Source organism: Microbacterium panaciterrae, assembly GCF_039541635.1.
Lineage (GTDB): Bacteria > Actinomycetota > Actinomycetes > Actinomycetales > Microbacteriaceae > Microbacterium > Microbacterium panaciterrae.
Window position 1 is genome coordinate 98250 of the sequence record NZ_BAABGP010000008.1, and the last position, 12913, is coordinate 111162.

At 68.8% G+C, this 12913-nt stretch carries 10 protein-coding genes, 1 tRNA gene and 1 pseudogene; 4 read left to right on the forward strand and 8 right to left on the reverse strand.

Annotation, left to right across the window (positions count from 1 at the left end):
• Positions 1-36: 36 nt before the first annotated feature.
• Entirely contained in the window at positions 37-414 is a 378-nt protein-coding gene (locus tag ABD882_RS05375; protein WP_345185109.1) for a helix-turn-helix domain-containing protein, read from the forward strand.
• Positions 407-1456, forward strand: a pseudogene (locus tag ABD882_RS05380) (tyrosine-type recombinase/integrase); the annotation flags it as partial. The gene ABD882_RS05375 and the pseudogene ABD882_RS05380, both read left to right, overlap by 8 nt.
• A 190-nt stretch (positions 1457-1646) precedes the next feature.
• Here the strand turns inward: ABD882_RS05380 and ABD882_RS05385 are convergent.
• Together ABD882_RS05385 and def are read right to left on the reverse strand one after the other, a co-directional pair.
• Positions 1647-1719, reverse strand: a tRNA-Asn gene (locus ABD882_RS05385).
• 100 nt (positions 1720-1819) lie between these two features.
• Positions 1820-2386 (reverse strand): peptide deformylase, encoded by a 567-nt coding sequence (def, locus tag ABD882_RS05390; RefSeq protein ID WP_345185111.1) that lies wholly within the window; start codon positions 2384-2386, stop codon positions 1820-1822.
• Between the two features lie 67 nt (positions 2387-2453).
• On the opposite strand from def, the gene ABD882_RS05395 reads away from it, so the two are divergent.
• Positions 2454-3572 carry a DMT family transporter gene (locus ABD882_RS05395; protein WP_345185836.1) on the forward strand — a complete coding sequence of 373 codons (1119 nt, stop codon included), beginning with the start codon at positions 2454-2456 and terminating at the stop codon, positions 3570-3572.
• A gap of 10 nt (positions 3573-3582) precedes the next feature.
• Here the strand turns inward: ABD882_RS05395 and pgl are convergent, their stop codons facing one another.
• The 6 genes from pgl to tkt are packed head-to-tail and all read right to left on the reverse strand — an operon-like array spanning position 3583 to position 11699.
• Positions 3583-4359, reverse strand: a complete 777-nt coding sequence (pgl, locus tag ABD882_RS05400; protein ID WP_345185113.1) for a 6-phosphogluconolactonase — start codon at positions 4357-4359, stop codon at positions 3583-3585.
• 1 nt (position 4360) lies between these two features.
• Complete coding sequence (locus ABD882_RS05405; RefSeq protein WP_345185115.1) at positions 4361-5296, reverse strand: glucose-6-phosphate dehydrogenase assembly protein OpcA; 936 nt, start codon at positions 5294-5296, stop codon at positions 4361-4363.
• Positions 5293-6840 (reverse strand): glucose-6-phosphate dehydrogenase, encoded by a 1548-nt coding sequence (zwf, locus tag ABD882_RS05410; RefSeq protein WP_345185117.1) that lies wholly within the window; start codon positions 6838-6840, stop codon positions 5293-5295. The genes ABD882_RS05405 and zwf overlap by 4 nt, the downstream gene beginning before the upstream one ends.
• A 37-nt stretch (positions 6841-6877) precedes the next feature.
• Positions 6878-8497 (reverse strand): glucose-6-phosphate isomerase, encoded by a 1620-nt coding sequence (locus tag ABD882_RS05415; RefSeq protein WP_345185120.1) that lies wholly within the window; start codon positions 8495-8497, stop codon positions 6878-6880.
• Positions 8494-9606, reverse strand: coding sequence for a transaldolase (gene tal / locus ABD882_RS05420; RefSeq protein ID WP_345185121.1), 1113 nt, complete (start codon positions 9604-9606; stop codon positions 8494-8496). Before tal ends, ABD882_RS05415 begins: the two co-directional genes overlap by 4 nt.
• On the reverse strand, positions 9603-11699 hold the full coding sequence (tkt, locus tag ABD882_RS05425; protein WP_345185124.1) for a transketolase: 2097 nt from the start codon (positions 11697-11699) through the stop codon (positions 9603-9605). Before tkt ends, tal begins: the two co-directional genes overlap by 4 nt.
• A 254-nt stretch (positions 11700-11953) precedes the next feature.
• Here tkt and ABD882_RS05430 point away from each other — a divergent pair, with 254 nt between their 5' ends.
• Positions 11954-12868: a heme o synthase gene (locus ABD882_RS05430; RefSeq protein WP_345185838.1), complete on the forward strand. Its 915-nt coding sequence runs from the start codon at positions 11954-11956 to the stop codon at positions 12866-12868.
• The last annotated feature ends 45 nt before the right edge of the window (positions 12869-12913 follow it).

Here is a 12913-nt window from a genome sequence, read left to right on the forward strand (position 1 = left end):
TATCAATATGATCGATCGAGATGATAGGGTTTGGGTATGGCTGAGACAAACACCGGACGGGCGAAGGTCGTCGTCGGACCTATGGGCGAGTACCTTGCCGGCAAGGTGCGCGAGATCCGCGAGGAGAAGGGACTCGGTTACGCCGAGCTGTCGCGGCGAGCCGGAGGCCGACTTGCCGATCTTGCTTTTCGCCGTATCGAGAACGGTCAACGTCGTGTGGATGTCGACGACCTCTTCGTCCTGGGGCAGGCGCTAGGAGTTCCACCGGTCGACCTTCTCGGGTTCGGCGTTGCCACTGAAGTTAGTGTCGACCCGCAACGTGATCTTGATGAGGCGGAGGCGCAAGATCGGCACATGCGATCCCTTGAAGAGCGTGTCGCGGCGCTCGAAGCACGGCTGGGGTCTGATGGGTAGTATCACTCCTTATGCGACCGATGGCGGCAAGCGCTACCGGGTTCGCTTCCGGAATCCCGATGGGCGTCAGACCGACAAACGGGGATTCCGCACGAAGCGCGAGGCTGAGATCTTCCTCGCCTCCATCGAGGTGGCCAAGGCGCGCGGGGACTTTGTCGATGCGGCCGCGGGACGGGTCAAGCTCGAGGATCTGGCGAACGACTGGCTGACCTCGGCGGAGGCGCGTCTGAAGCCGTCCTCATATGTGTGGCTCGAGGGCGCATGGCGCGTGTACGTTCAGCCGAAATGGGGATCGGCGCGGATCGCTGAGATCCGGCACTCCGACGTGCAGAAATGGATCACGGCTCTCGCGGATGGCACGGCGCCCAGCACGAAACCTATCAACAAGCCGCTGAGCGCCTCGAGCGTCCGGCGGGCCCACAGTGTTCTGCATGCGATCCTGAACGGCGCGGTCAAGGACCGGCGGATCTCGTTCAATCCCGCAGCCTCCATCGCCCTCCCTCGGAAGACGGGCAAGCGACGGCTCTATCTGACGCACACCCAGGTGGAACGACTCGCGCTGGAGTGCGGAGACATGGGCGTCATTGTGCGCGTGCTTGCGTACACGGGGCTGCGGTGGGGGGAGCTGATCGGCCTGCGGGTTCGTGACCTCGATCTCACCAAGGGTCGTCTGAATGTCACGGAGAATGCTGTTCGCGTCAACGGACGCATCGAGGTCGGGACGCCGAAGACGCACCGCACACGTTCCGTCCCGCTGCCGGCGTTCCTGCATCCCGCGCTGCTGCGAGTATGTGAGGGCAAGTCTCCCGAGCATCTGGTCTTCGGTGACGGGCGCACATATCTGAGCCAGCCCACCCACCGGGATGCTTGGTTCACTCGACATCTGAACGCGCTGCGCGCATCTGATCCGGCGTTCCCGGCCGTGACGATCCACGATCTTCGACACACCGCAGCATCCTTGGCTATCTCCGCCGGCGCGAATGTAAAAGTCATCCAGCGGATGCTTGGTCACGCTTCCGCCGCCATGACTCTCGACACGTACGCTGACCTCTTCGATGATGATCTTGACGCCGTGTCGCGGGCGCTGGATGCCGCACGAACCGCAGCGAATGTGGGCAAAATGTGGGCAGAGCGTGCCCTGAACGCGCCTGACGATATCGTGACGTACCCACAACCCGCGGAAACACAAGGGGAAAGCCCCGACCCAGGGACCTGGATCGGGGCTTCACAAGCTCCCCGGCTTGGACTCGAACCAAGAACCTGCCGGTTAACAGCCGGCTGCTCTGCCAATTGAGCTACCGAGGAATGTCTCCCGCTGCGCGGGCAACTCGACAACTATAGCAAAGGTTGCACATCGGCTCCGCCATCGGCTGACGCCCGGGCGCGTCGCGCCGGAGTGTTCCGTTCAGCCCTCGAGGTGCTCGACGCCCGGCGTCCAGCTGACTCCTGGACGGCCCCAGCCGCGCTTGCGGGCGATCTTCTGCACGGTCTTCCAGTCCCCGTCGTCGAGCCGGTCGACGTACAGGATCCCGTCCAGATGGTCGAACTCGTGCTGCATGATGCGCGCCCGCCAGCCGTCCACCTCGATCCGCACCTCGTGACCGCCGAGGTCGGTGCCGGTCACGAGCACGCGCTCGGAGCGGCGCAGCGGGAACCGCTCGCCCGGGAACGAGAGACATCCCTCGGACTCCAGATCGGGATCCGGCGCGCCCGGCTCGAGCGGCGCCATCCAGAGCACCGGGTTGATGATCTCGCCGCGCCACGGGTTCTCGTCGTCATCGACGTACGAGTACACGTAGATCCGCAGGCTCACCCCGACCTGGGGCGCTGCGAGGCCGACGCCGGGGGCGACGTCCATCGTCTCGTGCATGTCGGCCACGAGCGTGCGGATCTCATCCGTGATCTCTGCGACGGGGTCGGCGATGGAATGCAGGACGGGGTCGCCCATGATGCGAATCGGAAGCACAGCCACGCGTCAACCCTAGCCCGCGCGAATGGCCGGGTAAGGTCGAAGGGTGCACGGAGACCTGACCCTGATCATGGCGGGCAACGTCGGTGATCACCTCGCCGGTGTCTTCGGCAACCCAGGGCTGCTGTTCGGGATCCCGCTGGCGCTGGCCGGCGCGGTGTTCATGTCCCTGGGTGCGCAATACCAGCATCGGGGTGTGCAGAAGGTCGAGCGGCTGAGCGGCTCCGACGCCGCCACCGGCCTCAGCTGGGCGCAGGTCAGAGGGCTGCTCACACGTCCGTCCTGGATCGCCGGCACGCTCATGCTGGCGCTGGCCGTCGTCTGTCAGCTCGCGGCGCTGACCAAGGCGCCCCTGATCGTGGTGCAGCCGCTCGGCGCGATCGCCCTGGTGATCACCACCCTGCTCAACGCGCGCGTCAGCGGCGTCTCGCCGACGAAACGCTCCGTGATCTCGATCGTCGCGTGCGTGGGCGGCATCTTCATCTTCGTGCTCTTCGCGGCGCTGTTCGCAACCGAGCACGAGATCAGCGAGATCCAGCTGTTCACGATCCTCACGATCCTGCTGCTCGTGATCATCCTGCTCGGCACCTGCTGGCTGATCCTGCGACGCCGCATGCGCGCGCTCTTCTACGTCACGGGCGCGGGGATCCTGTACGGCTTCGTGGCGACGCTCGCGAAGGTCGTGATCACGCGGATCCAGTTCAGCCAGTTCGACTGGCTCACGGTGGTCTGCGTGATCGCACTGATCGCCGCCGCAGCCGCCGGCGCGTACTTCGTGCAGACCGCCTACGGGTCCGGTCCGCCCGACCTCGTCATCGCGGGTCTCACGGTCGTCGACCCGATGGTCGCGGTGCTGATCGGCCTGCTGGTCCTGCAGGAGGGATCCGCCGCTCAGCCATGGGTGTTCTTCGTCTTCGGCGTTGCCGGCGCTATCGCGGGCTGGGGCGTGGTCACGCTCGCGCGCTACCACCCGCAGGTCGTGAGCGAGAGTCAGGAGCTGCCGATCGTCCGGGGAAGCTCCGGCAGCGCGGGGCCGGCCGCCGCGCCGAGCACGGCTCCGTCGAGGTCGCAGGACGGTCCGGCTGCGCCCGAATGGCCCTCGAACGTCGCACCGCTCCATCGTGACGATCGGTCCGCCGCCGACCACGCAGACGAGCACGACGGCGGATCCGCCGGTCGCGCGCAGTGACCGACGCCGCTCAGTAGTCGATGTCGATGAGGTCGGGAGCGACCTCGGCGGCCGCGGCCTCATCCACGAAGAACACCGTGCGCTTGCGCCCCTTGGCGCCGGCCGCCGGCACGTTCTCGTAGTTCGCGCCGGCGAGGGCGAGGCCCAGGGCCGACGCCTTCTCGGCTCCGGTGAGCACCAGCCAGACGCGCTGGGAGGCGTTGATCACGGGGCGGGTCAGCGTGATCCGCTCCGGCGGCGGCTTGGGGGAGTTCCGCACCGGCAGCACGGCCGCATCGGTCACCGTGATCTCCGGGTGGTCCGGGAACAGCGATGCGACGTGGCCGTCCGGCCCGACCCCGAGGAAGCAGACCGCGAACGACGGCCAAGCGCGCTCGTCATCGCCGAAACGCGCGAGCTCGCCAGCGTAGGCGGCGGCGGCCTCGTCCAGGCTCAGACCCGCATCACTGGCGGCCATCTCGTGCACGTTCGCCGCCGGCACCGGGATCCGGTCCAGCAGCGCCGTCCTGGCCTGCCCGGCATTGCGATCCGGATCCGCGGCGGGTACGAAGCGCTCGTCGCCCCACCAGAAATGCACCAGCGACCAGTCCAGGCCGGCGGCGCGGGAATCCTCGGCCACGGCGCGCAGCACTGCGGATCCCATGCTCCCGCCGGTGAGGGCGATGTGCGCGAGGCGGCCGTCGCGGATGCGCGCCTGGACGCGGACCAGGAAGCGGTCCGCGACGAGGCGGGCGAGCTTCGCGGGATCCGCCGCGATCACGACGCGCTTGGCGGGGTCGCCGGCCATGTCAGGCCGCCGGTTCCGGCGCGGACAGCTGCTCCCAGCCGTCGGTGATCACGCGGCCGTAGAGCAGATCCGGATCGAGCCGGCGCAGCTCCTCGGCGAGGCATTCGCGCAGCGTGCGGCGGGGGAGGTGCAGCTCGTGGTCGGGCTGGCCGGGCTGGGTCAGCAGGGCGGATCCGGGAACCGGACGCTCCAGCAGGATGTCGCCGCTCGCGCGGGACAGACGTACGGACTTGATGCCGTGCGCCCAGTGCTGCGGTTCCTCGTACGCCCAGCGGACGGGGACGTCCAGCGCCAGCCCGAGCCAGCTCGCGAGCAGAGCCGTCGACGGTGAGGCGGCGGACCCGCGCACCTCGACGGAGGTGACCTCCTCGAACGGCGGCTGGTCCAGCACCGCGGCGAGCTGCTCGCGCCAGTGCGTGAGGCGGGTCCAGGCGAGATCCGTGTCGCCCGGCACGTGCGTGCGACCGAGCACCTCGAGCTGCGCACGCACGTTCACGGCCGTGGCCGCGTCGGTGATCCGCCGCTGCGCGATCCGGCCCAGAGGCGATTCGGCGGGTGCTTCCGGAGCCTCGGTCGGCCACCACACCACGACAGGGGCGTCCGGAAGGAGTAGGCCGGTGATGAGGCTCTCCTCGTTGCTCGCCGCGTCGCCGTAGGCGTGCAGCACGACGACCTCGCTCGCGCCGGCGTCGCCGCCGACCCGGATCTGAGCGTCCAGCCGGGCCTCTCCCGTGCTCGTGGTGAGCACGATCACACGCATCGGATGCTCCCGCGAGGCGTCGTTGGCGGCGTCGATGGCCGCCTCCACGCTGTCGTCGGGCGAGGCGATGATCAGCGTCAGCACGCGACCGAGGGCGACCACGCCACCGTCCTCGCGGGCCTTCACCAGGCTCTTCGCGACCTGACTGGTCGTGGTGTCGGGCAGATCGATGATCACGGGCGCCTCCAGACACGTCCGTCGCGGGCGAGCAGGGCGTCGGCCGATGCCGGGCCCCAGGATCCGGGTGCGTACTGCTCGAGCGGCGTGTTCTGCGCCGCCCAGTAGTCCTCCACGGGGTCGAGGATCTTCCAGGACAACTCGACCTCCTCATGTCGCGGGAACAGCGGCGGGTCACCGAGGAGCACATCCAGGATGAGCCGTTCGTACGCCTCCGGGCTGGCCTCGGTGAACGCGTGCCCATACCCGAAGTCCATGGTCACATCGCGCACGTTCGTGCCGTTGCCGGGAACCTTCGATCCGAACCGGATCGTCACGCCCTCATCGGGCTGCACGCGGATGACGAGCGCGTTCTGGCCGAGCTCCGAAGTCTGGCCGCTGCCGAACAGATGCTCCGGCGCGCGCTTGAAGACCACGGCGATCTCCGTCACCCGGCGGCCGAGGCGTTTGCCGGTGCGCAGGTAGAACGGCACGTCGGCCCAGCGTCGCGTGTTGATCTCGAGTTTGACGGCGGCGAACGTCTCGGTGGTCGAGGCGGGGTCCATGCCGTCCTCGTCGAGGAAGCCGGTGACCTGCTCACCGCCCTGCCAGCCGCCGGCATACTGCCCGCGTGCGGAGGCGAGGGACAGATCCGCGGGCAGCGACACCGCGGCGAGCACCTTCTCCTTCTCGGCGCGCAGGTGCGCGGCGGAGAGGCTGATCGGCTCCTCCATCGCGGTCAGCGCGAGCAGCTGCAGCAGGTGGTTCTGGATGACGTCCCTGGCCGCGCCGATGCCGTCGTAGTAGCCGGCCCGACCGCCCACGCCGATGTCCTCGGCCATCGTGATCTGCACATGGTCGACGTAGTTGCGGTTCCAGATCGGCTCGTACAGTTCGTTCGCGAAGCGCAGCGCCAGGATGTTCTGCACCGTCTCCTTGCCGAGGTAGTGGTCGATCCGGAAGATCGAATCGGCGGGGAACGTGCCCTCCAGCGCGTCGTTGAGCGCCCTGGCCGACGCGAGATCGTGACCGAACGGCTTCTCGATCACGACGCGACGCCAGTGGTCGGCGTCCGCATGTCCGTCCACGAGCCCGGAATCGCGCAGCTGCTGCGCGACGAGCGGGAACTGGTTCGGCGGGATCGAGAGATAGTACGCATGGTTTCCCATGGTGCCGCGTTCGACGTCGAGCCTCTCGACCGTCTCGCGGAGCCGCCGGAACGCGTCCGGATCTCCGAACTCGCCGGAGACGAAGCGGATGCCCTGCAGCAGCTGCTCCCACGTCTCCTCGCGGAACGGCGTGCGGGCGTACTGCTTGACTGCGTCGTAGACGACCTGGGCGAAGTCCTGATCCTCCCAGTCGCGGCGGGCGAAGCCGACCAGGGCGAACCCGGGCGGGAGCAGACCGCGATTGGCGAGGTCGTAGACGGCGGGCATGAGCTTCTTGCGCGACAGATCGCCGGTGACGCCGAAGATCACGAGGGCGCTCGGCCCGGCGATCCGGTTCAGCCGACGGTCGTCGGGATCGCGCAGCGGATTGTGTCCGCGGGAGACGGGAACGGTCATCAGTGGGGGATTCTCCTGGATACGGGGGAGGGGACGGCTACTGAGCAGCCTCGAACAGTTCGAGCACGTCGTCCTGCGGTTCGGTGATCGTGAGCGTCACGACGGGGCGGCCGTGCGCGGCGAGCACGCCGGCGTCGCCGGCGGCCTGCGCCTCGATGAGCTGGCCGAAGGTGAACGGCCGATCCGGGATCTCCAGGTCGACGTCGCCGCGCTCGGTGATCTGCAGGAACACGCCCTGGGCCGGCCCGCCCTTGTGATACTGACCGGTCGAGTGCAGGAAGCGGGGTCCCCAGCCGAAGGTGGTGGGACGGCCGGAGTCGGCGGCGACGAGCTCGCGCAGACCCTGCAGCTGCGGCATCTCCAGTCGATCCACGTAGGCCTGGATCGAGACGTAGCCGTCGTCGGCGAGCCGGGACCAGAGCGCGTCCAGCACGCCGGCGATCGTGCCGGACGCGACCAGCGCGGGATCCGTCGCGCGCACCTCGACACCGTCCTGCACGAACGCGGCGGGTGCGGCCTCGGGGCGGGCGTCGAGCAGGCCCCGCGCGGCGACCTTGGCCGATTCCACATCGGGCTGATCGAAGGGGTCGATGCCGAGCAGGTAGCCGGCGATCGCCGTGGCGTACTCCCACACCAGGAACTGCGCACCGAGGGTGCCGCTGATCAGGATCTCGCCGGGGTGGCGCTCACGCAGGTGGAACTCGTCCGCGTCGTCGACGAATCGCACCAGCTGCAGGTCGGACGGCGTGTTCTCGACCTCGGGGGACACCGGGAGCAGCACGACGGGAAGGATCCCCGTGCCCGCCTTGCCGGTGGATTCCGCGACGAGCTGTTCGATCCAGTCCGGCAGGCCCACGATGTGCGTGCCGTCGGTGATCAGGCCCAGTTTGTCGCGGCGCGGGCCGTCAGGGCTCTGCCTGGTCGCGGCGATCGCCGCGCCGAGGAGCAGCGCCGGGTTCTCGGCGGAGTCGATCGCGACCTGCAGCAGCGAGGCCTCCGCCTCGTCGAGCAGCTCGGAGATGTCGACGCCGGCGAGTCCCGAAGGGACCAGGCCGAACGCGGTGAGCGCGGAGTACCGGCCGCCGACGTTCGGATCCGCGGTGAAGACCCGGTACCCCGCGGCACGCGCGGATTCGTCCAGGGGGGAGCCGGGGTCGGTGACCACGACGATGCGCGAGACCGGGTCGATGCCGATGTCGCGGAATGCGGCCTCGAAGGTGCGGCGCTGCGAATCGGTCTCGACGGTCGATCCCGACTTCGAGGACACGACCAGCACGACGTCCTGCAGGCCTGCGTCGATCGCGGCCAGCACCTGCCCGGGGGAGGTGGAGTCCAGGATCGTGATGTCGATCCCCGCGGTCTGCGAGATGACCTCGGGAGCGAGCGAGGATCCGCCCATCCCGGCCAGCACGACACGCGTGACGCCCTGCGCGTTCAGCTCCTCGCGCAGGGCGACGATCTCTGGCACCAGCGGACGCGAGACGGAGACCGCGTCCACCCAGCCGAGGCGGACGGCGGCCTCCGCCTCCGCCGCCTCGCCCCACACCGTCGGGTCGCCGGCCGTGATCCGCGACGCGATCAGGTCGCCGACCAGGTGCGGGACGATCTCGTCGATGGCCGCCTTCGGCGCCCCCGAGGTGTGGATGTGGAAGCTCACCGCTGCGCGTCCAGTCCTTCGCGGACCTGGGTGAGCAGGTGGTGCCAGGAGTCGATGAACTTGGAGACGCCCTCGTCCTCCAGGGTCTGGGTGACGTCGGCGAAGTCGACGCCCACGGACTCGAGACCGGTGAACACGGCCCGTGAGGCGTCGTACTCGCTCGTGATGGTGTCGCCGGTGATGACGCCGTGGTCGAAGGTCGCCTCGAGGGTCTTCTCCGGCATGGTGTTGACGACGTTCGCGGCGACGAGCTCGGTGACGTACAGGGTGTCCGGCAGCGCCGGATCCTTGACCCCGGTGGAGGCCCAGAGCGGGCGCTGACGGTTCGCGCCGGCGTCGAGGAGAGCCTGCGCGCGGTCACCGGCGAACGTCTGCTCGTACAGCTCGTACGCGAGGCGGGCGTTCGCGAGACCGGCCTTGCTCTTCAGAGCCAGGGCCTCGTCCGTGCCGATCGCGGCGAGGCGCGCGTCAGTCTCGGTGTCGACGCGGGACACGAAGAACGAGGCGACCGACTGGATCGTGGACAGATCGATGCCGGCGTCCTTGGCCTGCTCGAGACCGGACAGGTACGCGTCGATGACCTCGGCGTAGCGCTCCAGGCTGAAGATCAGCGTGACGTTGACGCTGATGCCGGCGGCGATCGACGCCGCGATGGCGGGCAGGCCCGCCTTGGTCGCGGGGATCTTGACGAGCAGGTTCGGACGGTCGACCTTGGCCCACAGCTCGGCGGCCTGGGCGGTGGTGCCGTCGGTGTCGTGCGCGAGGTCGGGGGAGACCTCGATCGACACGCGGCCGTCGACGTGACCGGTCTGCTCCCACACGGGACGGAACACGTCGAGGGCGTCACGCACGTCCTGCGTGGTCGCCTCGAAGATCGCCTCCTCGGCGGTCGCGCCGCGCTGGGCGAGCTCTGCGACCTGGGCGTCGTAGGAGGTGTCGGACGCGTCGGTGATCGAGTTCGCGAAGATCGTCGGGTTCGTGGTCACGCCGACCACGTTGCGCGACGCGATCAGCTCCGCGAGGTTGCCGGAGTGGATCCGGGTGCGGGACAGGTCGTCGAGCCAGATGCTGACGCCGGCGGCGGAGAGGGCTGCGGTGGGGGTGGTCATGCGTTCTCCTCGAGAGTCTCGCGCGCCGCCTGGACGACGGCCTCGGCGGTGATGCCGAATTTCTGGAACAGGGTCTTGTAGTCGGCGGAGGCGCCGAAGTGGTCGATGCCCACGGAACGTCCGGTGGAGCCGACGATGCCGTGCCAGGACAGGGTGGATCCTGCCTCGACGGAGACACGCGCCTTGATAGATGCGGGCAGCACCGACTCGCGGTACGCCTCGTCCTGCTCGGCGAACCACTCCAGCGACGGCGCGGACACGACACGGGCGTTCACGCCCTCGGCGGCCAGAGCCTCCCGGGCGGCGACCGCGAGCTGCACCTCCGAGCCGGTGCCGATGAGGATCACATCCGGCGTGCCGTTCGGCGCCTCGGCGAGGACATAGGCGCCCTTCACCGTGTTCGATGCGGCCGCGAATGTGTCACCGGATGCCGCACCTTCGCCACGCGCGAAGTTCGGCACGTTCTGGCGGGTCAGTGCGATGCCGGTGGGACCGCCGTGCCGGCGCAGGATCTGCAGCCACGCGGCGGCGGTCTCGTTGCCGTCCGCAGGGCGCACGATCGTCAGGTTGGGGATCGCGCGCAGGGCGGCGAGCTGCTCGATCGGCTGGTGCGTCGGACCGTCCTCGCCGAGGGCGACGGAGTCGTGGGTCCAGACGAACACGCTCGGCACGTTCATCAGGGCGGCCAGGCGCACCGCGGGACGCATGTAGTCGCTGAAGATGAGGAAGGTGCCGCCGAACGGACGGGTCGGGCCGTGCAGCACGATGCCGTTCAGGATCGAGCCCATGGCGTGCTCGCGGATGCCGAAGTGCAGCACGCGGCCGTACGGGCTGCCGTCCCAGTCGTGCGTGGACCAGGTGGCGGGGATGAAGGACTTCGCCGCGGCGATCGTGGTGTTGTTGGAGCCGGCGAGGTCGGCAGATCCGCCCCACAGCTCGGGCAGTTCGGGGGCGAGGGCGTTGATGACCTTGCCGGAGGCTGCGCGGGTGGCGAGCTCGGTGCCGGCCTCGAACACGGGGAGCGCGTTCTCGATGCCCTCGGGGAGCTCGTGCGCCTCGAGACGGTCCAGGAGCGCCTTGCGCTCCGGGTTCGCGGCGGCCCACGCCTCGAAGTCCTGCTGCCAGGCGGCGTGCGCCTCTGCTGCACGGGCGCCCAGCTCTCGGGTGTGCGAGATGACGGCGTCCTCGACCACGAAGGACTTCTCGGGATCGAAGCCCAGCACGACCTTGGTCGCGGCGACCTCGTCGGCTCCGAGCGCGTTGCCGTGCACCGACTCGGTGCCCTTCTTGTTCGGTGCCGGCCAGCCGATGATGGTGTTCAGGATGATCAGGGACGGCTTCGACGTCTCCGCCTTGGCCTGCTCGATCGCATCGAACAGCTCCTTCACGTCCTCGACATAGGTGCCCGTGCGCACCCAGTCCACGTGCTGCACCTGCCAGCCGTACGCCTCGTAGCGCGCCCGCACGTCCTCGGTGAACGCGACGTTCGTGTCGCCCTCGATCGAGATGCGGTTCGAGTCGTAGATCGCGATGAGATTGCCCAGCGACTGGTGGCCCGCGAGCGAAGACGCCTCGCTGGTCACACCCTCCTGCAGGTCGCCGTCGCCCGCGATCACGTACACGTAGTGGTCGAACGGGCTGGTGCCGGCTGCCGCGTCAGGATCGAACAGACCGCGCTCGTAGCGCGACGCGTAGGCGAAGCCGACCGCGGAGGCGAGTCCCTGGCCGAGCGGACCGGTGGTGATCTCGACACCCTTGGTGTGCCCGTACTCGGGGTGGCCGGGAGTCAGCGATCCCCACGTGCGCAGCGCCTCGAGATCGGTCAGCTCCAGGCCGAAGCCGCCCAGGTACAGCTGCACGTACTGCGTGAGGGACGAGTGCCCGACGGAGAGGACGAACCGGTCGCGACCGATCCAGTGCGTGTCGGCCGGGTCGTGGCGCATCACGCGCTGGTACAGCAGATACGCCACCGGTGCCAGGCTCATCGCTGTGCCGGGGTGGCCGTTGCCCACCTTCTGCACGGCGTCCGCGGCCAGCACTCGGGCGGTGTCCACCGCGCGCCGATCGATCTCATCCCACAGCAGTTCTGACACTCCAGAGCCCTTTCCAAGACAGTGAGTGCGCCCCGCTGTCTGCGCGCCACCCGCGTCTTCACGGAGGGCTGGCACGTTGACGGGCGCGCGAGTGGTTTCAGCATAGTGCGGTCGCGTCGCGCGTGTCCGGTCACGTCGGATTGTTGCGCGACCCGACCCGGTCAGGCGTCGAACGGGCCGGCACGAGCGGGGCCAGGCGGTTCCGTGGCGTAGGATCGAGGTGTTCCCGTGTGCGCAAGAAGGAGGCGGTCAGCATCGCGACCACCATCGAGTCCCCGGCTGCGGAGCGCTCCCTGAAGCGGACCTTCCAGGCCTATGTCGTGCTGACGAAACCGCGCGTGCTCGAGCTCCTGCTCGTCTCCACCGTGCCGGTCATGTTCCTCGCCCAGCACGGTCTGCCGAATCTCTGGCTGGTCGCCGCCACAGTGATCGGCGGGGCGATGAGCGCGGGATCCGCCGCCTCGTTCAACATGTACATCGATCGCGACATCGATGCGCACATGCATCGCACCGAGAACCGCCCGCTGGTCACCGGCGAGGTGAGCCCGCGCGGCGCGCTGATCTTCTCCTGGACCCTCGCGGTGCTCTCGACCGTGTGGCTGTGGCTGACCACGAACTGGCTTGCGGCGGCGCTGTCGGTGGCTGCCATCTTCTTCTACGTCGTGATCTACACCCTGATCCTGAAGCGCCGCACCGAGCAGAACATCATCTGGGGCGGGATCGCCGGCTGCTTCCCGGTGCTGATCGGCTGGTCGGCCGTCACCGGTTCCCTGGACTGGCCGGCTTTCGTGCTGTTCGTGCTGGTGTTCCTGTGGACCCCGGCGCACTACTGGCCGCTGTCGATGAAGTACAAGCACGACTACGAGGATGTGGACGTCCCGATGCTGGGCGTCACGCGGTCGGCGTCTCAGGTCGGCCTGCAGGTGATCCTGTACGCCTGGGCGACGCTCGCCTGCTCGCTCCTGCTGATCCCGGTGGCGGGAATGGGGCTGGTCTACTCGGTCTCCGCCGTGGTCTTCGGCGGCTGGTTCGTGTACGAGTCGCACCGCCTCTATGCGCAGGCCGTCAAGGGCGCCTCGGCCAAGCCGATGCGCGTCTTCCACGCCTCCATCACGTACCTCACGCTGGTGTTCGTGGCGATCGCGGTGGACCCGCTGCTGCCCTTCTGAGCCCGCCCGCTGAGACACCGACGCGAAGCGCCGCCCGCGGATCGC